2 protein-coding genes are annotated in these 22,243 nt (G+C 76.3%); both read right to left on the bottom strand.

What is annotated here, in order from left to right; translation table 11 throughout:
- Positions 1-2 precede the first annotated feature (2 nt).
- Positions 3-10,199, bottom strand: a complete 10,197-nt coding sequence (locus tag ACIPYS_RS09430) for a type I polyketide synthase (protein ID WP_400745209.1) — start codon at positions 10,197-10,199, stop codon at positions 3-5.
- A 181-nt stretch (positions 10,200-10,380) separates the two neighbouring features.
- Positions 10,381-22,230, bottom strand: coding sequence for an SDR family NAD(P)-dependent oxidoreductase (locus ACIPYS_RS09425; RefSeq protein ID WP_400745061.1), 11,850 nt, complete (start codon positions 22,228-22,230; stop codon positions 10,381-10,383).
- Positions 22,231-22,243: the final 13 nt, after the last annotated feature.

Raw genomic sequence — 22,243 nt, 5'->3', positions numbered from 1 at the left:
GGTCAATCACGTTCGCCGCCCAGGGCCATCCGGACGAGTTCGTCGACGGCCATGGCGTTGATGTCGGCGGCGGCGGGAGCCGGCGTGTCCGGTGTCTCCGGCCGGTCCGCGCGGTGCGCCTCGGTGGCCTTCCCGGTGCCGACGGGGTCGCCCGCCCCGTCGGGTACCAGGCGCCCGCTGAGGTGGGCGGCGACGGCGGCCGGGGTGGGGTGGTCGAAGACCAGGGTCGCGGGCAGCCGGCGGCCGGTGGCGGCGCTGAGGCGGTTGCGGAGTTCGACGGAGGTGAGCGAGTCGAAGCCGAGGTCCTTGAACGCCTGGTCCGGGTCGACGGCCCCGGCTCCGCCGTGGCCGAGGACCTCGGCGGCCCGGCTCCGTACCAGCTCGAGCAGGGTGGCGACGCGTTCCTCCGGGGTGAGGCCGGTCAGCCGGCGGCGCAGCGAGTCCGCTCCGGCGGCGTCGGCCCCGGACGCCGGGCGGCGTGCGGTGCCGGGGACCAGGGCGGAGAGCAGGGCCGGAACGGGTCCGGTCCGGGCAGCCGTCCGGAGCCGGCCGAGGTCGATCCTGACCGGGACGAGCAGCGGTTCGTCCAGCGTGAGCGCCGCGTCGAACATGGCCAGACCCTCGTCGCTGCCGATGGCCGCCGTACCTCCCCGGGACATCCGCCGCAGGTCGGCGGCGGTGAGCGTGCCGGTCATGGTGCTGCGGCGCTCCCACAGGCCCCAGGCGAGGGACTGGGCGGGCAGTCCCAGGGCCCGGCGGTGCTGGGCGAGCGCGTCGAGGAAGGCGTTGGCGGCCGCGTAGTTGCCCTGCCCGGCGTTGCCGACCGTCGCGGACGCGGAGGAGAACAGGACGAAGGCCGACAGCGGCAGATCACGGGTGAGGGCGTGCAGGTTGAGGGCCGCGTCGACCTTGGGCCGCAGGACGTGGCGCATCCGCCCGGGGGTCAGCGATTCGACCGTCCCGTCGTCCAGGACGCCGGCCGCGTGGACGACCGCGCTCAGCGGACGGTCGGCGGGGACACCGGCGAGCAGCGCGGCGAGCGCGTCCCGGTCGGCGACGTCGCAGGCCGCCACGTCCACCCGGGCGCCGAGGCCGCGCAGTTCGGCGGCGAGGTCGGCCAGGCCCGGGGCGTCCGCGCCCCGCCTGCCGACGAGCAGCAGGTTCCGTACGCCGTGCGCGGTCACGAGGTGCTGTGCCACCAGGCCGCCGAGCGTGCCGCCGGCCCCGGTGACGAGGACGGTTCCCCCGGTCGCGGCGATGCCGGACGGCGTGTCCGGGGCCTGGTCAGGGTCCGTCGCGACGGTGGCCCTGGTGAGGCGGGCGGCGAGCAGCTCCCCGCCGCGTATCGCCAGTTGGGGTTCCGTTCCGGCCAGTGCCCGGGGCAGCAGGCCGGTCACGGCCGCCGGGTCGTCGGTGTCGATCAGCAGGAAGCGGTCCGGATGCTCGGACTGGGCGGAGCGGACCAGGCCGCGGACCGCCGCGCCGGTGAGGTCGATGACCTCTTCACCGGCCGCCGTGGACACCGCGCCCCGGGTGACGAGCACGAGCCGGGTGCCGTCGTCCCACCGCGGGTCGGCCAGCCAGTCCTGGACGAGCCGCAGGGCGTCGTCGAGGGCGGTGTGCACGGATGCGGCGTCGGGCGGGACCGGGAGTTCCGGGGCGTGGTCGCACCACGCCAGCACGGCGGCGGGCGACGGCGCTCCGCCGTCCAGCGCGGCACCGAGCGCGGCCAGGTCCGGATAGCTGTCCGGGAAGAGGTCCCGGCCGCCGAGGACCGCCCAGTGCCCGAGGGCGTCGGCGGGTGCGGTGGCGGGCGCCGCCGACCACCGCAGCCGGTAGAGGGACTCCGGGCCCGCGCCCGGGCGGAGGGTGTCGAGGTCGACCGGGCGGACGGCGAGCGCCTCGACCGACGCGACCGGGAGGCCGTTCGGGTCGGTCGCGTCGATCGACACCGATCCGTCGGGCCGGAGACCGAGCCGCACCCTGAGCACGGTGGCTCCGGAGGCGTGCAGCCTGATTCCGCTCCAGGAGAACGGCAGTCCGGCGGAGGGCCGGTCCGGGTCGGGTCCGTCCTCCTGCTGGGCGCGCAGGAACAGCCCCTGGAGGGCAGCGTCCAGGAGGGCGGGGTGCACACCGTAGGCGGAGGCGGACCGGTGCTGGTCCTCGGGCAGGCGTACCTCGGTGAGGATCTCCTCGCCCCGGCGCCAGGCCGTGGTGAGCCCGCGGAAGGCGGGTCCGTAGCCGTACCCGGAGGCGTCGAACCGCTCGTACAGGTCGTCGACGGGGATCGGGACGGCGCCGGGCGGGGGCCAGGCGCCGGCGTCGTCCGGTGCGGGAGCGGACCCCGGCTCACGGGTCGTGGCGTCGGCGGTGAGTACGCCGGTCGCGTGCGCGGTCCAGTGCTGGGTCGCCGCGTCCTCCCGGCAGGAGAACAGGTCCAGCGAGCGGCTGCCGTGCGCGTCCGCGGCGCCCACCCGCACTTGCAGGCGGACGGCGGTGTCGGCGGGTATCAACAGCGGTGACTGAAGTGTCAGTTCCTCCACCGTGCGGCATCCGGCCTCGTCCGCGGCGCGGACCGCGAGTTCCGCGAAGGCCGCGCCGGGCAGCAGGACCGTACCGGCCACGGCGTGGTCGGCGAGCCAGGGGTGGGTACGCAGCGACAGCCGGCCGGTGAGCACGAGTTCACCGGTGTCGGCCAGCTCGACGGCCGCTCCGAGGACGGGGTGGTCGGCCGGGTCGAGCCCGGCCGAGCTGACATCGGCCGCCGTCGTGGGCGCGGACTCGGGCCAGTAGCGGGTGCGCTGGAAGGCGTACGTCGGCAGGTCCACCCGGCGGGCCTCCGGGAACGCACCCGACCAGTCCACCCCCAACCCGCACTCCCACGCACGGCCCACCGCACGCAACACCTGCTCCACGCCACCCTCGCCACGGCGCAACGTCCCCAGCACCGCCGCATCCGTACGCGCGGCCTCCACCGACTCCCCCACCGCGACCGACAGCACCGCATGCGGGCTGGACTCGACGAAGAACCGGAAGCCCTCGCCCAGCAGCGTCGTGGTCGCCCGCTCGAACTCCACGGTCTCCCGCAGATTGCGGTACCAGTACTCCGCGTCAAGGGACTTCGTGTCCAGCCAACCACCCGTCACCGTCGAGAAGAACGCCACCGAACCGGTGACAGGGGTGATGTCGTCCAGGTCGGACAGCAGACGCTCGCGGAGCTCCTCCACATGGACGGAGTGCGACGCGTAATCGACCTCGATCAGACGTGCCCGCACCCCCTTCCCCACCAACTCCTCGACGAACGCGGTGACCGCGTCGGCGTCACCCGACACCACCGTCGACGACGGACCGTTCACCGCCGCCACCGACAACCGGCCCCCCAGCCGCTCCCGCACCGCCTCCACCGGCAACGGCACCGACGCCATACCGCCACGACCCGCCACGACCTTGATCGCACGGGAACGCAGCGCCACCACCCGCGCCCCGTCGTCGATGCTCAGACCACCAGCCACACAGGCCGCCGCGATCTCACCCTGCGAATGACCCACCACCGCGTCCGGCACCACACCGAACGAACGCCACACCTCCGCCAACGACACCATCACCGCCCACAGCACCGGCTGCACCACATCCACCCGGGCGAGCAACCGCTCCGAACCCAGCGCCTCCACCAACGACCAATCCACATACGGCGCCAACGCCCGCTCGCACTCCGCCATCCGACCCGCGAACACCCCCGACCCGGCCAACAGCTCCGCGGCCATCCCCACCCACTGCGAACCCTGACCCGGGAACACCAGCACCGAACGACCCTCGACCGGGCGACCGCCGTCCCACGTTCCCGAATCGTCGTCGGCCATCTGGCCCAGCAGGGTGCGAAGTCGGTCCCCGTTCCCGACCAGTGCCTTCCGGTACTCGAAGGCGGTGCGCGTGCGCAGGGCGGATCCGATGTCACGCGGGTCGCCGCCGGGGTTGCCGTCCAGGTGGCGGCGCAGGCGGTCGGCCTGGAGACGAAGTGCCTGCGGGCTCTTCGCCGACAGCAGCCAGGGCACCGCCGGCAGGGGGGTGCGCTCGGCCGGCGGACCGTCGTCCTCCGGAGGGGTGTGTTCGAGGATGGCGTGGACGTTGGTGCCGCTCAGGCCGAACGAGGACACCCCGGCCCGGAAGGGGCGGTCGTGGCGCGGCCAGGGCTGCTGCTCGGTCGCGAGGACCAGCGCGCCGCGCGTCCAGTCCACGTGGCTGGAGGGCGTGCCGACGTGCAGGGTGCGGGGCACCTGCCCGTGCTGCATGGACAGCACCGTCTTGATGACCCCCGCCACACCCGACGCCGCCTGGGCGTGGCCGAGGTTGGACTTGAGGGAGCCGACCAGCAGGGGCCGTTCGGCGGGCCGGTCCTGACCGTAGGTGGCCAGCAGGGCCTGCGCCTCGATGGGGTCGCCGAGGGTGGTGCCGGTGCCGTGCGCCTCCACCACGTCGACCTCGGACGCCGACAGCCCCGCGTCCGCGAGCGCCGCCCGGATCACCCGCTGCTGCGACGGACCGTTGGGGGCGGAGAGTCCGTTGCTGGCGCCGTCCTGGTTGACGGCGGAGCCGCGGACCACCGCAAGCACCGGGTGTCCGTTGCGGCGGGCGTCCGACAGCCGCTCCAGCAGCAGGACGCCGACGCCCTCGCCCATGCCCATGCCGTCCGCGTCGTCCGAGAAGGCCTTGCAGCGGCCGTCCTCGGCGAGTCCCCGTTGACGGGAGAAGCTGATCAGGGCGCCGGGCGTCGCCATCAGGGCGACGCCGCCGACCAGGGCGAGGGAGCAGTCGCCGCCGCGCAGGGCCCGGCCGGCGTAGTGCATGGCGACGAGCGAGGAGGAGCAGGCCGTGTCGACGGTCACCGCGGGGCCTTCGAGGCCCAGGGTGTAGGCGACCCGGCCGGACACGACGCTGGGTGCGCTGCCGGTGAGCAGGTGGCCGTCCCCCTCCTCCGACCGGGCGACGACGGCCGCGTAGTCGGCGTAGTTGACGCCGGTGAACACGCCGGTGCGGCTGCCGCGCAGGGCGACCGGGTCGATGGCGGCGCGTTCGATCGCCTCCCAGGTGGTCTCCAGCAGCAGCCGCTGCTGGGGGTCCATGGCCAGGGCCTCGCGCGGCGAGATGCCGAAGAACTCCGCGTCGAAGTCCGCCGCGTCGTGCAGGAAGCCGCCCCGCCGGGTGGTCGAGGTGCCGGCGCGGTCGGGGTCGGGGTCGTAGAGGGACTCGATGTCCCAGCCGCGGTCGACGGGCAGGTCCGAGACGGCGTCGCCACCGGCGGCGAGCAGGCTCCACAGGTCTTCCGGGGTGCCGATGCCGCCGGGGAAACGGCAGGCCATGGACACGATCGCGATCGGCTCGTCGTCGGAAGCGGGCGCGGGCGGGTTCGCGGCGGCGTCCGGGTCGCCGGGGCGCGGCTCGCCGGCCTGCCGGCCGAGCAGTTCGGCGCGGACCTCCCGGGCGAGCGCGGTGGACGACGGGTGGTCGAAGATCAGGGTGGACGGCAGCCGCAGTCCGGTGGCGGTGTTGAGCCGGTTGCGGAGTTCGACCGCGGTGAGGGAGGCGAAGCCCAGGTCCTGGAAGGCCGCGCCGGGCCGGATCGCGTCCACCGAGGGATGGCCGAGGACGGCCGCCGCGTGGGTGCGGACCAGGTCGAGCAGCAGGCGGTGCTGTTCGGACTCGGCGAGGCCGGCCAGCCGTTGGCGCAGCAGCGCGGCGGCGGGTGCCGCCGTGTCGCCGGTCGAGGCCTCCAGGGCACGTCGGGCTTCGGGGATGCCGGTGAGCAGCGGGCTGGGGCGGGTGGAGGTGAAGACGGCGGCGAACTGCTCCCAGTCGACGTCGGCGACGGCGAGTACGGTCTCGTCGTCGTCCAGTGCCTGTTGCAGGGCGTGGACGGCGAGGTCGGGGGCGATCCTGGGCAGGCCGTGCTGCTCCAGGTTGAACAGGTCGGCGTCCGCTCCGGCGAGGCGGTCCTGCCAGGGGTTCTCGGCCTGCCAGATGCCCCAGTCGACGGTGGTGGCGGTGAGGCCGCGGGCCCGGCGGTGCTGGGCCAGGGCGTCGAGGTAGGCGTTGGCCGCGGCGTAGGCGCCGTGGTCGCCGCTGCCCCAGACCCCGGCGATCGAGGAGAACAGGACGAAGGCGTCGAGTTCGCGGTCGAGCAGCGCGTCGAGGTGTTCGGCGCCGGCGGCCTTGGCCGCGACGATCTGTTCGAACGCGGACATCGGTGTGGCGTCCAGGGGGGCGAGCGCGACGAAGGCGGCCGCGTGGACGACCGCGGTGACCGGGTCGCCCGCCGTCTCCAGGCCGGTGAGCAGCGCCGCAACGGCCTGACGGTCCGCCAGGTCACAGACGGGCAGCGTCAGCCGTACGCCGAGGGCGGCCAGTTCCGCGGCGAGTTCGGCCGCGCCGGGTGCCTGGGGGCCGCGGCGGCCGGGCAGGACGAGGTGGGTGGCACCGCCGCGGGCCAGCCAGCGGGCGAGGTGCGGGCCGACGGCTCCGGTGCCGCCGGTCAGCAGGACGGTGCCGCGGGGCTTCCAGTGCTCCGTACGGCCGTCGGTCCGGGGGGCGCGCCGCAGCCGGCGGGCCAGCAGGCCGGTGGGGCGCAGGGCGAGTTGGTCCTCGCGGCCGGCGCCGTCCGTGCCGGGGCCGTGGGCCGTCAGTACCGCGACGAGCCGGGCCCCGGCGCGGGCGTCGAGGTCCGGCGGCAGGTCGACGAGGCCGCCCCAGCGGGCGGACAGTTCCAGCGCGGCCACCAGTCCGGTGCCCCAGACCAGTGCCTGGCGGGGGTGGGTGACCGGGTCGTCCGGGCCCGTGGACACGGCCCCGGTGGTGGCGCACCAGAGGGGTGCCGCGAGGGCGAGGTCGCCCAGGGCCTGCACCAGGGCGACGGTGAGTGCCGTCCCCGTGGGCAGGGCCGGGTGGTCGGGGTGGGGCCGGTCGTCGGCGGCCAGCAGCGACAGCACACCGGTCGGGACGCGGTCGCCGAGGGCGGTGGCGAGCGTGTCCGCGAGGTCCGTGCGGCGGACGGCGTCGGCCGTGAGTTCGGCGGTGACGACGGTGGCGCCCGCCTCGGTGAGGGCGAGCAGCGGGCCGCGCACCCGTGCGTCGTCGGCGTGTCCGGCGGGCAGGACGACGAGCCAGGTGCCGACGGCGGGGGTGGCGGCCGGCGGGTCGGGCAGGGGCTGCCAGCCGACGCGGTAGCGCCAGGAGTCGACGACGCTCTCGTCGCGCCGTTGTTTGCGCCAGCCGCGCAGGGCGGGCAGGACGGGGGCGAGGGCCTCCTCGTCGACGGCGAGGTGGGCGGCGATCTCGGCCGGGGCGTCGTGGTCGACCATGTGCCAGAAGGCCGTGTCGTGCGGGTCGGCGGCGGCCGGTCCGGGGTCGGGCGCGGCCTCCGGCTCCAGCCAGTAGCGCCGCAGCTGGAAGGGGTATCCGGGCAGGGCGGTCGGGCGGGCGCCGGTGCCGGCGTACACCGCGGACCAGTCGACGGCCGCGCCCTCCACCCACAGTTCGGCGGCCGAGCGCAGGGCCCGGCGCAGTCCGCCGTCGTCGCGGCGCAGGGTGCCGACGACCACGGGCGGCTCCTCGGCGCCGGTGGCCTCGGCGGTGTCCTGGAGGGCCATGGTGAGCACCGGGTGCGGCGACACCTCGACGAAGACCTCGTGGCCCTGCTCGACCAGGGCGCGTACGGCCGCGTCGAAGCGGACGGTCCCGCGGAGGTTGCGGTACCAGTAGTCGGCGTCCATGACCGTGGTGTCGAGCCGGTCGCCGGTGACGGTGGAGAAGAGCGGGATCCGGGCCGGGAGCGGGCGTACGCCGGCCAGCGCGGTCAGCACCTCGGACCTGATTCCTTCGACCTGGGCCGAGTGCGAGGCGTAGTCCACGGGTACGGACCGGGCCCGTACGCCCCGGGCGGCGCAGTGGGCGAGCAGTTCGGCCAGGGCACCCGGCTCCCCCGAGACCACCACGGCGGCGGGCCCGTTGACGGCGGCCAGCGACAGCTTCCCGGCCCAGGGGGCGATCTCGGCGCGGACCCGGTCCTCGGGCAGGGACACCGCGACCATGCCGCCGAGTCCGGCGAGGGCCCGGATGGCCCGGCTGCGCAGGGCGACGACCTTCGCCCCGTCCTCCAGGCTCAGCGCCCCCGCCACCACGGCGGCGGCGATCTCGCCCTGGCTGTGCCCGACCACGGCGTCGGGCCGGACGCCCCAGGACTCCCAGTGCGCGGCCAGGGACACCATCACCGCCCACAGCACCGGCTGCACGACGTCCACCCGCTCCAGCGAGGGTGCCCCGGGCGCGCCCTCCAGGACGGCGGGGAGCCGCCAGTCGACATGGGCGGAGAGGGCGGCGTCGCAGGCGGTGAGGCGGTCCCGGAAGGCGGGGCTGGTGGCGAGCAGGTCCTGTGCCATGCCGGCCCACTGGGAGCCCTGGCCGGGGAACACCAGGGCCGTCCGGCCCTCGACGACCCGGCCGGTGCCCGCTACGACATCGGCGGGCGCAGCCGGGGCAGGATCCGGGGCCGCGCCGGTGAGGACGTCCGTGCCCGGTCCGGACAGGGCGGCGAGGCCGTCCAGCAGTTCGGGGTGTCCGTCGCCGATCACCACGGCCCGGTGCTCGAAGGCGGACCGGGTGGTCGCCAGCGAGAACCCGATGTCGGCCGGCCGTGCGGGCGTGTCCGTGGCGAGCCGGGCACGCAGCCGGGCCGCCTGGTCCCCGAGCGCGGCGGCGGTGCGGCCGGAGAGCACCCAGGGCAGCACGGCCCCGGGAGCGCCCGGCGCGGCCGCGGTGTCCGGCCCGTCGGTCGCTGCTTCCGGTCCGTCGGCCGGTTCGGGCTCCGGTGCCTGTTCGAGGACGACGTGCGCGTTGGTGCCGCTCATGCCGAACGAGGACACCCCGGCCCGGCGCGGCCGGTCGAGCGCGGGCCAGTCACGGGCCTCGGTGAGGAGTTCGACGGCGCCCGAGGACCACTCGGCGTGCGGGGTGGGCGCGTCCACGTGCAGGGTGCGCGGCAGGACGCCGTGCCGCAGCGCGAGGACCGCCTTGATCACCCCCGCGACCCCGGCGGCGGCCTGGGTGTGCCCGATGTTCGACTTCAGCGACCCCAGCCACAGCGGACGCCCGGCAGGCCGGTCCTGGCCGTACGTGGCGAGCAGCGCGTCGGCCTCGATCGGGTCGCCGAGGGTGGTACCGGTGCCGTGCGCCTCCACCATGTCCACCTCGGACGCGGTCAGGCCGGCGTCGGCGAGGGCGGCTCGGATCACCCGCTGCTGGGAGGGGCCGTTGGGGGCGGTCAGGCCGTTGCTGGCGCCGTCCTGGTTGATCGCCGAACCGCGCAGCACGGCCAGCACCGTACGGCCGTTGCGGCGCGCGTCCGACAGCCGCTCCAGCAGCAGCATCCCCACGCCCTCGCCCCAGCCGGTGCCGTCCGCGGCCGCGGCGAACGGCTTGCAGCGGCCGTCGGCGGACATCGCGCCCTGGCGGCTGAACTCGACGAACACCGCCGGCAGCGCCATCACGCTGACCCCGCCGGCCAGGGCGAGCGAGCACTCACCGGCCCGCAGGGCCCGCGCCGCGAGGTGCAGCGCCACCAGCGAGGCCGAACAGGCGGTGTCCACGGTGACGGCGGGGCCTTCGAGCCCGAGCGCGTAGGACACCCGCCCGGACATCACGCTCATCGAGTTCCCCGTCATCAGGAACCCCTGGACGGCTTCGGCGGCGCCGGAGCCCAGCGTCGCGTACCCCTGGTCGATGGCCGCGGCGTACACCCCGGTGCGGCTGCCCCGCAGGGTGAGCGGGTCGATGCCGGCCTGCTCGACGGCCTCCCAGGACGCCATCAGCAGCAGCCGCTGCTGCGGGTCCATCGCGACCGCCTCACGGGGCGAGATGCCGAAGAACTCCGGGTCGAAGTCCGCCGCGCTGTCGAGGAACGCCCCCCGCCCGGGGACGGTGCCGCCGGACGGCCAGGCGGTCTCCCAGCCCCGGTCCCCGGGGACGGACCCGACGGTGTCGCGGCCTTCGGCGAGCAGGTCCCACAGGTCCTCCGGGGTGCGGACACCGCCCGGGAAGCGGCAGCTCATCGCAACGATCGCGATCGGCTCGCTCGCGCGGGCCTCGGCCTCCCGGAGCCGCAACCGGGTGTCCCGCAGGTCGATGGTCACCCGGTTGAGGTAGTCGCGCATCCTCTGGTCGCTCACTGGACACCGCTGCTTTCGTCTCGGGCTGCTCGGGTCTCGTCCCTGGCCGCGCGGGGTGCGCGGACGGCCGGGAGGGCGCGGGGTGCGCGGGGTGCGCGGACGGCCGGGAGGGCGCGGGGTGCGCGGGGTGCGCGGGGTGCGCGGACGGCGTGGACCGGTGCCCCGGTCATGCGGATCCCAACTGCCGGTCGATGTAGTCGAACACCTCGTCGTCGCTGGCCGCCTCGATCAGGTCGGCGGCCAGGTCGTCCACCTCGCCCGTGGGGCGGACGCTGCCGGCCGCGGTCCCGCCGGGCAGCGGGCGGGACAGCACTTCCCTGATCCGGGCGGCGAGTTCGTCGCTGACGCCGTCCGGCGGCAGGGCGTCGAGCAGGGTCTCCAGGGTGTCGAGCCCGGCCCGGACCGCCGCGTCGCCGGTCGGGCGGGCAGCGGTCGCCCGCTCGGCGAGGTGACGTGCCAGCGCCTCCGGCGTGGGGTGGTCGAAGACGAGCGCCGCCGGCAGCCGCAGCCCGGTCGCGGACGCCAGCCGGTTGCGCAGTTCGACCCCGGTGAGGGAGTCGAAGCCGACGTCCTTGAACGGGCGGGTCGGCCGGACCAGGTTCGGCGAACTGTGGCCGAGCACCGCCGCGGCGGTGCCGCGCACCAGGTCGAGCAGGGTGCGGTGCAGCTCGGCCTCGGGCAGTTCGGCGAGCTGCCGCGCCATCGAGCGGACCGGTTCCGCGGCGGCGGAGGCACCGGCCCGGGCGGGGCGGAGCAGACCGCGGAGCACGGCGGGCAGTCGGTCGTCCGCCCGCAGCACGGACGGGGCGATCCTGGCCGCGAGCCGGTAGGCGTACGGGGAGTCCAGCGCCGCGTCGAACAGCGCGAGGCCCTCCGCCGAGGTCAGTGCGCCCGCCCCGGCGCCCCGGCCCGCGGTGACCGCGGCGGTCATCCCGCTGCGCTCCTCCCACAGGCCCCAGCCGATGGACAGCCCGGGCAGCCCCTCGGCCCGGCGTTCGGCGGCGAGGGCGTCGAGGACCGCGTTGGCGGCCGCGTAGTTCGCCTGCCCGGCCGCTCCGAACTGGGCGGCGCCCGAGGAGAACAGGACCAGCGCCGCGAGGTCGAGGTCCCGGGTGAGTTCGTGCAGGGCCAGCGCCGCGTCCGCCTTGGGCCGCAGGACGCGGTCGAGCCGGTCCGGGGTCAGTCCGGCGATCGTGGCGTCGTCCAGGACACCGGCCGCGTGGACGACGGCGGTCAGCGGGTGCGCGGCGGGCACCGACCCGAGCAGGGCGGCGAGCGCGGCGCGGTCGCCGACGTCGCAGGCCGCGACGGTCACCGACGCCCCGAGCCCGGTCAGTTCCCCCACCAGCTCCGGCATGCCGTCGGCGGATCCGCCCCGGCGGCCGGCCAGCAGCAGGTGCCGGGTCCCGTGCGCGACGACCAGGTGCCGGGCCAGGAGCCGTCCCAGGGTGCCGGTGGCCCCGGTGATCAGGACGGTCCCTTCGGGGTCCGGCGCAGCGGGCAGCAGCAGGACGTTCTTGCCGATGCCCCGGGCCCGGCCGAGCGAGCGCAGGGCGGCCGGGGCCTGCCGGACGTCCCAGCCGGTGACGGGCAGGGGACGCAGCACCCCCTGTTCGAACAGGTCGAGGAGCTCGGCGAGCATCTCGCCGATGCGCTCCGGACCGGCCTCCATCAGGTCGAACGCCCGGTAGCGGACCCCGGGGTGCTGCCCGGCCACCGCCTCGGGGTCACGGACGTCGGTCTTGCCCATCTCCACGAACCGGCCGCCGTTCGGCAGCAACCTCAGACCGGCGTCGACGAACTCCCGCGCCAGGCTGTCCAGTACGACGTCGACGCCCCGCCCGCCGGTGGCCGTCAGGAACTCCTCCGCGAAGTCGGTGGTACGGGAGGAGGCGATGTGCGCGTCGTCCAGTCCGGCGGCCCGCAGGACCTCCCACTTGGCGGGGGAGGCCGTCGCGAACACCTCCGCACCGGCGTGCCGGGCCAGCTGCACCGCCGCCGTGCCGACACCGCCGGCCGCCGCGTGGACCAGGACCGACTCCCCGCGCCGCAGTCCGCCGAGGTCGAACAGACCGTAGTAGGCGGTGAGGAACACCACCGGCACGGATGCGGCGCGGGCGAAGGACCAGCCCGCCGGTATCCGGGCGACGGTGCGGCGGTCGGCGACGGCGGTCGGGCCGAACGCGCCCCCGAAGATCCCCATCACCCGGTCCCCGGGCACCAGGTCGTCCACGCCCGGGCCCACCTCGACGACGGTCCCGGCGCCCTCGCTGCCCAGTCCCTGCTGCTCGGGGTCGGGGTCCAGGCCGAGCGCGGCGATGACGTCGTGGAAGTTCAGCCCGGCGGCGCGCACCGCGATCCGTACCTCGCCCTTGCCCAGCGGGGCGAGGGCCGCCGGAGCGGGCTCCGCCACGATGTCCTCCGCGGAGCCCCGGCCGTCGGTGGTGAGCCGCCAGGCGGTGCCCTCCGGCAGGGACAGCGTGCCGTCCGGCCGACCGCCGCGGACGAGCCGCGGCAGCAGCGGCGGGCCGTTCCGCAGCGCGAGTTCGGGTTCCCCGGCGGCGAGCGCCGCGGGCAGGGCGTCGCCCGGCCCGCCGGGGCCGGCCGCGTCGACGAGGACGAAGCGCCCGGGGTGCTCGGCCCGCGCGCTGCGCACCAGGCCCCACAGGGCGGCCTGGGCGGGATCGACCGGACGGTCGACCGGCCCGGTACGGACCGCGTCCCTGGTGAGCAGGGCCAGCCTGGCGGCGGCGAACCGCTCGTCGGCCAGCCACTGCTGGACGAGGGCGAGGCCCTGGTGCAGGGTGGCGCGGACCCGGTCGGCGGGGTCGGGCAGGTCGGCGGTGGCGACGGCCGCCACCACCACCTCGGGAAGGGCGGCGCCGGCTCCGAGGGCGGCCCCCAGGGCGTCGAGGTCCGGCCACGACACCGCACCGGGGACGGCACCGCCCAGGGCGGCCCAGCCGGGCACGGCGCTGTCGACCGGGTCGGTGGCCGGGGTCCAGTCGAGGCGGTACAGCAGGTCGCCGTGGGCGGTCGCGGAGAGCGGCCCGCCGGCGGCCGGAGGCCGCAGCAGCAGGCTCTCCACGCCGAGCACCTGCCGTCCGGACAGGTCGTGGGCGTGCAGGGTCACGGCGTCCGGCCCGGCGGTGGCGAGCCGCACGCGCAGCGTGGTGGCCCCGGTGATCCCGCCGGTCACACCGTTCCAGCTGAAGGGCAGCCGGGCCCCGCCGTCCTGCTCGGGCAGCAGCGCGGCGGTCTGCAGGGCCGCGTCCAGCAGTGCCGGGTGCAGCACGCATCCGGCGGCGTCGGCGTGCTGCCGCTCCGGCAGCACGACCTCGGCGAACACCTCGCCGCCGCGCAGCCACGCGGCCCGGATGCCGCGGAAGGCGGGGCCGTAGTGGTAGCCGGCTCCGGCGAAGCGCTCGTAGAGGTCACCGGTGTCCACGGGCTCGGCACCGGTCGGCGGCCAGCTCAGCAGGGCGGCCGCGGTTCCGGCCGGGCCCCCGGCGGGCCGGGGTGCCAGGGTGCCGGTGGCGTGCTCGGTCCAGGGCGCGTCGGCGTCCGCCGTCGTCCGGGCGAACAGGCTGAGCCGCCGCCGGCCGTCGCCGTCGGGCCCGGCGACCCTGAGCTGCAGGTGAGCGGCGTCCTCGGCCGGGAGCACGAGCGCCGCTCCGAGGGTGAGCTCCTCGACCACCGGGCACTCCGCCTCGGCCCCGGCGCGCAGCGCGAGTTCGAGGAAGGCCGTGCCGGGGAGGAGCACGACGCCCGACACCGCGTGGTCGGCCAGCCAGGGGTGGGTGCGCAGCGAGATCCGGCCGCTGAGCAGCAGCTCGCCGGAGTCCGCGACCCGCATCGCCGCACCGAGCAGCGGGTGCCCGGTCGTGGCGAGGCCCGCCGAGGCGATGTCCTGGCTGGTGGTCGGTACGTCGAGCCAGTAGCGGGTGCGCTGGAAGGCGTACGTCGGCAGGTCCACCCGGCGGGCCCCCGGGAACGCACCCGACCAGTCCACCCCCAACCCCCGCTCCCACGCACGGCCCACCGCACGCAGCACCTGCTCGCGACCGCCCTCGCCACGCCGCAACGTCCCCAGCACCGCCGCATCCGTACCCGCGGCCTCCGCCGACTCCCCCACCGCGACACCCAGCACCGCATGCGGGCTGGACTCCACGAAGAACCGGAAGCCCTCCCCCAGCAGCGTCGTGGTCGCTCGCTCGAACTCCACGGTCTCCCGCAGATTGCGGTACCAGTACCCGGAGTCCAGGGCTTCGGTGTCCAGCCAGTCGCCCGTCACGGTCGAGAAGAACGGCACCGCCCCGGAGCGAGGGACGATGCCCACCAGGTCCGCGAGCAGCCGCTCGCGGATCTCCTCGACATGGGCGGAGTGCGACGCGTAGTCGACCTCGATCGTGCGCGCCCGCACACCCTCGGAGACCAGCTTGTCCACCAGCTCCGTCACCGCGTCCGCGTCACCGGAAACCACCGTCGACGAGGGGCCGTTGACCGCCGCCACCGAGAGCCGGCCCGCCCATGGGGCGATGCGCTCCCGTGCCACGTCTGCCGGCAGGGGCACCGACGCCATACCGCCACGACCCGCCAGAACCCTGATCGCGCGGGAACGCAGTGCCACCACCCGCGCCCCGTCGTCGATGCTCAGACCGCCCGCCACCACCGCCGCGGCGATCTCGCCCTGCGAATGGCCCACCACCGCGTCCGGCACCACACCGAACGAACGCCACACCTCCGCCAACGACACCATCACCGCCCACAGCACCGGCTGCACCACATCCACCCGGGCGAGCAACCCCTCCGAGCCCAGCGCCTCCACCAACGACCAGTCCACGTACGGCGCCAACGCCCGCTCGCACTCCGCCATCCGCCCCGCGAACACCCCAGACCCGGCCAGCAACTCCGCAGCCATCCCCACCCACTGCGAACCCTGACCCGGGAACACCAGCACCGAACGACCCGAAACCAACCCGCCACCGGACACCGCGGCACCCTGCGCCAACGCGGTCAGGTGTTCGGCGAGGTTGTCCTCCGTGCCCACCAGCACCGCTCGGTGTGCCAGCGCGCCGCGGCCGGTGGCCAGGGAGAAGCCGAGGTCCGCGGCGCGGACGCCCGACCCGTCCGCGATCCGGGCCGACAGTGCCGCGGCCTGGGCGTGCAGCGCCTCGGGGCTGCACGCCGAGAGGAGCAGGGGAACGGCGGCGGTGGCAGTGTCCGGAGGCCCGGGCTCGTCCGTGAGCGGGGGCTCGGGCGCGGGCGCCGTCGGGTCGGCCGGGGCCTGTTCCAGGACGACGTGGGCGTTGGTGCCGCTGACGCCGAACGAGGACACGCCCGCCCGGCGCGGACGGCCGGTGTCGTCCCAGGCCCGGGCCTCCGTCAGCAGCCGGCCGGCGCCCGCGGACCAGTCCACCTCGGGCGTCGGGCCGTCCACGTGCAGCGTCTTCGGCATCACCCCGTGCCGCATCGCCAGCACCGACTTGATGACGGCCGCCACCCCGGCGGCGGCGGAGGTGTGGCCGATGTTGGACTTCAGCGAGCCGATCCACACCGGACGGTCCGCGGGACGGTCCTGCCCGTACGTCGCCAGCAGCGCCTGCGCCTCGATCGGGTCGCCCAACCGCGTCCCCGTACCGTGCGCCTCCACCACGTCCACGTCCGAGACCGTCAGCCCGGCGTCCGCCAGCGCCGCCCGGATCACCCGCTGCTGCGACGGACCGTTCGGCGCCGTCAGACCGTTGGAGGCGCCGTCCTGGTTGACCGCGCTGCCCCGGACGACCGCCAGCACGGGGTGCCCGTTGCGGCGGGCGTCCGACAGCCGCTCCAGCAGCAGCATGCCCGTGCCCTCGCCGAAGGCGGTGCCGTCGGCGGCCGCCGCGAAGGACTTGCAGCGGCCGTCCGGCGCGAGTCCGCCCTGCCGGCTGAACTCGACGAACAGTTCGGGGCTGCACATCACGTTGACGCCGCCGGCCAGGGCGAGCGAGCACTCGCCGGAGCGCAGCGCCCGGACCGCGAGGTGCAGGGCCACCAGGGAGGAGGAACAGGCCGTGTCCACGGTGACCGCGGGGCCTTCCAGGCCGAAGAAGTAGGCCAGGCGTCCGGAGACGATGCTTCCCGAGTTCCCGGTGCCGAGGAATCCCTCGACGTCCTCGGGGATGTGGGGCAGCAGCCGGGCCGCGTAGTCCTGCTGCATCAGGCCGACGTAGGTGCCGACCGGGGCCCCGCGCAGGGCGGCCGGATCGATGGCCGCGCGCTCGAACAGCTCCCAGGTGGTTTCCAGCAGCAACCGCTGCTGCGGGTCCATGGCCAGCGCCTCGCGCGGCGAGATGCCGAAGAACTCCGCGTCGAAGTCGGCCGCGTCGTGCAGGAAGCCGCCGTGCCGGGTGACGGAGGTGCCGACGCGGTCGGGGTCGGGGTCGTAGAGCGCGTCCGGGTTCCAGCCCCGGTCGTCGGGGAATTCGGAGATGCCGTCGCGGCCCTCGTCCAGCATCCGCCACAGGTCCTCGGGCGAGCGGACGTCGCCGGGGAGGCGGCAGGCCGCGGAGACGATCGCGATCCGGCCGTCGTCCGGGTCCTGGCCGCGACCGGCGGGCACGGCGGGCACGGCGGCCGCGGCCGCTCCCGTGTCCATGAGTCCGGCGGCCAGGAAGTCGGCGAGCGCCGCCGGGGTCGGGTGGTCGAACACCAGGCTGGCGGGGAGCCGCAGGCCGGTGGCGGTGTTCAGGCGGTTGCGCAGGTTCACCGAGGCCAGCGAGTCGAATCCCAGTTCGCGGAAGGCCCGTCCGGGATCGAGGGTGTCCGGGGAGGCGTGGCCGAGGACGGCCGCCGCGTGGGTGCGGACGAGGTCGACGAGCAGCCGGGTCCGTCCGGTGGTGTCGAGGGCCGCGAGGCGCAGGCGCAGGGCGTTGTCGTCGGCCTCCGCCGCCCCGGTCGCGGCCCTGCGCGGGGGTGTGCGGACGAGGCCGCGCAGCAGCGGCGGCAGGGTGCCGTCCGCCGCCGCGGACCGCAGGGCCGCGGTGTCGAGGCGCATCGGGACCAGCGCGGCCCGGTCCACGGTGAGGGCGGTGTCGAGGAGTTCGAGTCCCCGCTCGGTGGAGAGCGGCGGCATCCCGGACCGGGCGAGGCGCCGGACGTCGTCCGCGTCCAGGTGTCCGGTGAGGCCGCTGGGCTGCTCCCACAGGGTCCAGGCCAGGGACTGGCCGGCCAGCCCCGCCGCCCGGCGTCGGACGGCCAGGGCGTCGAGGAAGGCGTTGGCGGCGGCGTAGTTGGCCTGTCCGGGGCCGCCGAAGGTGCCGGCGGCCGAGGAGAAGAGCACGAAGTGCGTGAGGTCGAGGTCGCGGGTCAGCTCGTGCAGGTGGAGGGCCGCGTCGACCTTGGGGCGCAGCACGGTGTCCACCCGCTCCGGGGTGAGGGCGGTGACGACGCCGTCGTCGAGGGTGCCGGCGGTGTGGACCACGGCGGTCAGCGGGTGCGCGGGCGGCAGGTCCGCGAGGACGGCGGCCAGGGCGGTCCGGTCGGCGGCGTCGCAGGCGACGACGGCGGTCTCGGCTCCCAGGGCGGCGAGTTCGGCCCGCAGTTCCTCGGCCCCCGGGGCGGCCGGGCCGCTGCGGGAGAGCAGGAGCAGGTGCCGGACGCCGTGTCCGGTGACCAGGCGGCGGGCGACGTGGGAGCCGAGCAGGCCGGTGCCGCCGGTGACGAGGACCGTCCCGTCCGGGTCGAAGGCCCGGACCGGCGCGGCCGCGTCGGCCGGGGTGTCCTGGTCGTCCGAGGGGCTCCGGTCGTTCCGGGGGACCCGGACCAGCCGGGGGACGCGGACGTCGCCGCCGCGGACCGCGGACTGCGGTTCTCCCGAGGCGAGGGCCGCGTCGACGGCCGCGGAGGTGCCGTGCTCGTCGTCGGCGTCGAGGTCGAGCAGGGCGAAGCGCCCGGGGTGTTCGGAGCCGGCCGAGCGGATCAGGCCCCAGAGCGCGCTGTGCGCGGGGTCACGGACGTCCTCCCCCTCCCGGGTGCCGACCGCGCCCCGGGTGGCGAACACCAGGCGCGAGTCGGCGAAGCGGTCGTCGGCGAGCCAGGCCCGGACGTCGTCGAGGGCCTGGTGGACGGCCGCGCGGACCGCCGCGGCGGGTCCGGCCCCGGCGGCGGGCCCGGGGCGGACGAGCAGGACCGTCCCGGGCACCGGGGCTCCGGCGTCGACGGCGGCCCGCAGCGCGGCCAGGTCAGCGGTGCGGTGGGCGGGTGCGCCGCTGCCGCGCGGGGGCACGGTGACCCACTCGGTCGCGTAGAGGTCCCGGTGGTGGCGGCCGCCGGGGCCGGCGCCGAGGGCGGCGGTGCCGGCGGGCCGCAGGACCAGCGCGTCCACGGTCGCCACGGGGACGCCGGTCGCGTCGGCGACGGCGAGCGCCACCGCGTCGGGCCCGGCCGGGGTGAGCCGGACCCGGATCGTCCCGGCGCCGGTGGCGTGCAGGGTCACGCCGTTCCAGGCGAACGGCAGCCGTCCTTCCGGGTGGGCGTCCGCGCCGGGGGTGCCGGGCACGCCCGTGGCGTGCAGGGCGGCGTCCAGCAGGGCCGGGTGCAGGCCGAAGCGCGCGGCCTCGGGCACGGTCCCGGCGGGGCCGACGGGCACGACGGCCTCCGCGAACAGCTCGTCGCCGCGCCGCCAGGCCGCGCGCAGGCCCCGGAAGGCGGGGCCGTAGGCGAATCCGCCCGCCGCGAAGCGCTCGTACAGGCCGTCGAGGGCGAGGGGTTCGGCGCCGGGCGGCGGCCAGGGCATCGGCCCGGCGGCCTCGGCGCCGAGCGCACTGTCCGCGCCGTCCGCGCCGTCCGGGGCCAGGACGCCTTCGGCGTGCCGGGTCCACTCCTCGTCGGGGTCGCCGTCGGCAGCGGCGTCCGGCCGGGAGTGCAGGGCGAGCGGGCGGTGTCCCCGGGCGTCGGGGGCGCCGACGGTGAGGCGCAGCACGACGCCGCCGTGTTCGGGCAGCACCAGGGGGGCCTGCAGGGTGAGTTCCTCGACCCGGGGGCAGCCGGTCCGGGCTCCGGCCTGGAGCGCGAGTTCCAGGAAGGCGGTGCCCGGGAGCAGGGCCCGGCCGCCGACGGCGTGGTCGGCGAGCCAGGGGTGGGTGCGGGCCGACAGGCGGCCGGTGAGGAGCAGGCCGTCGCTGTCGGCGAGGACCACGACGGCGCCCAGCAGCGGGTGGTCCGCGGGGGTCAGTCCGGCGGAGCCGACGTCGGCGGCGGGCGCGGCGCCGTCCTCCAGCCAGTACGGGTCGCGCTGGAAGGCGTAGGTGGGCAGTTCCACCCGGCCGGGGCGGCGGCCGGCGAAGACGGCGTCCCAGTCCGGGGAGACGCCGCGCAGGTGGAGTTCGGCCAGCGACTCGGCGAACCGGCGCGGGCCGCCGTCGGCGCGGCGCAGGGTGCCGACGGCGGCGGCGTCGCTGCCCGCGTCCTCGGCGGTCTCCAGGACGCCGACGGTGAGGACGGGGTGCGGGCTGCTCTCCAGGAGGACCCGGTAGCCGTCGGCGAGCAGGGCGCGGGTCGCCGCTTCGAACCGGACGGTGCCGCGGAGGTTGCGGTACCAGTAGTCGGCGTCCAGGGCGGTGGTGTCCTCCAGCAGGCCGCCGCTGAGGGTGGAGTAGAAGGGGACGGCGGACGGGCGGGGGGTCAGTCCGTCGAGCCGGTCGAGCAGTTCGGCGCGGATGTCCTCGACGTGGGCGCTGTGCGAGGCGTAGTCGACGGGGACGCGCCGGGTGCGGACGCCCAGGGCCGCCGTGCGCTCGAGGAACGCGTCGAGCGCGTCGGTGTCGCCGGAGACCACGGTGGAGGCGGGTCCGTTGACGGCGGCGACGGACAGCCGGCCGTCCCAGGGGGCGAGGTGTTCGGCGGTCTCCTCGACGGGCAGGGCCACCGAGGCCATGCCGCCGCGGCCGGACAGGGCGCGGATCGCCCGGCTGCGCAGGGCGACGACCTTCGCCCCGTCCTCCAGGCTCAGCGCCCCCGCCACCACGGCGGCGGCGATCTCGCCCTGGGAGTGGCCGACGACGGCGCCGGGGGTGATGCCGTGGGAGCGCCACAGTTCGGCCAGCGAGACCATGACGGCCCACAGCGCCGGCTGCACCACGTCGACGCGGTCGGCCGGCGGGGTGCCGGGGGCACCGCGCAGGACGGCTTCCAGGGACCAGTCGACATGGGGCGCCAGGGCGCGGTCGCAGTCCGCGATCCGGGCGGCGAAGGCGGGGGCGGAGTCGAGGAGTTCGACGGCCATGCCGGCCCACTGGGACCCCTGGCCGGGGAACACCAGGGCGACCTCGCCGCCGGTTCCGGCGGTGCCGAGGAGCAGTCCGGGGGCGTCGAGTCCGGCCGCCAGCGCGTCGAGGCCGGCCCGGAACTCCTCGGGGCGGGTGCCGATCAGGACCGCCCGGTGCTCGTGCGCGGTGCGGGTCGTCGCGAGGGCGTGGCCGACCTCGGCCGGTCCGGGGCCGGGGTGGGCGTCGAGGTGGTCGCGGAGCCGGGCGGCCTGGGCGCGCAGCGCTTCGGCGGTGCGTCCGGAGACCGGCCAGGGGAGGACGGCGGGGGCGGCGGACCCGTCCGCGACCACCGGGGCGGGTCCGTCCGCGTCGGCCGGGACGGCTTCGTCCGCCTGTTCCAGGACGACGTGTCCGTTGGTGCCGCTGACACCGAAGGAGGAGACCGCGGCCCGGCGGGGCCGTCCGGTCTCGGGCCAGGGGGTGTTCTGGGTGACCAGGCGCACCGCGCCCGCGGTCCAGTCGATCTGCGGGGACGGGTCCTGCGCGTGCAGGGTGGGCGGGACGGTGCCGTGCCGCATGGCGAGGACGGTCTTGATGACGCCGCCGACACCGGCCGCCGCCTGGGTGTGCCCGATGTTGGACTTCAGCGAGCCGAGCAGCAGCGGCTGCCCGTCGGCGCGGTTGCGTCCGTACGTCGCCAGCAGGGCCTGGGCCTCGATCGGGTCGCCCAGCGGGGTGCCGGTGCCGTGCGCCTCGACCACGTCCACGTCGGCGGGGGTGAGTCCGGCGTTGGCCAGCGCGTGGCGGATGACGCGCTGCTGGGCGGGGCCGTTGGGGGCGGTGAGCCTGCTGCTGGCGCCGTCCTGGTTGACGGCGGTGCCGCGGATCAGGGCGAGCACCGGGTGGCCGTTGCGCCGGGCGTCGGAGAGGCGCTCCAGCAGCAGCATGCCGACGCCCTCGCCCCAGCCGGTGCCGTCGGCGGCGGCGGAGAAGGACTTGCAGCGGCCGTCCCGGGCCAGGCCGCCCTGACGGCTCATCTCGACGAACGGGACGGGTGTCGACATGACCATCGCGCCTCCGGCCAGGGCCAGGGTGCAGTCGCCGCCCCGCAGCGCCTGGGCGGCGAGGTGGATGGCGACCAGCGAGGAGGAGCAGGCGGTGTCGATGCTGACCGCCGGGCCCTCCAGGCCGAAGGTGTAGGCGACGCGGCCCGAGGCGACGCTGTCGGAACTGCCGCTGCCGACGTAGCCGGCCACGTCGTCGGGGACGTGGCGCAGCCGTACCGCGTAGTCCTGGTACATCACTCCGGCGAAGACGCCGGTCCTGCTGCCCCGCAGGGTCGCGGGGTCGATGCCGGCCCGTTCGAACGCCTCCCAGGTGGTCTCCAGGAGCAGCCGCTGCTGCGGGTCCATCGCGAGCGCCTCGCGCGGGGAGATCCCGAAGAATCCGGGGTCGAAGTACCCGACGTCGTCGAGGAATCCGCCCAGGGCGGTGTGGCTGGTGCCCTCGCGCAGTCGTTCCGGGTCGTCCAGGTGGTCCAGGTCCCAGCCCCGGTCGGCGGGGAAGCCGGTGATGGCGTCGGTGCCGTCGGTGACCAGGCGCCACAGGTCCTCGGGGGACCGTACGCCGCCGGGGTAGCGGCAGCTCATCGCGACGACCGCGATCGGTTCGCGGCCCGCTTCCTCGGCCTCGGTCAGGCGCCGGCGGGTGTGGTGCAGATCCGCCGTCACGCGCTTGAGGTAGTCCCTCAGCTTGTCGTCGTTCACCATCGGGGGCCGCCGT

It is taken from the genome of Kitasatospora sp. NPDC089913 (assembly GCF_044748625.1).
Lineage (GTDB): Bacteria > Actinomycetota > Actinomycetes > Streptomycetales > Streptomycetaceae > Kitasatospora.
Note: the sequence above shows the minus strand (reverse complement) of the source record. Positions and strands in the feature narration are given on the sequence as shown.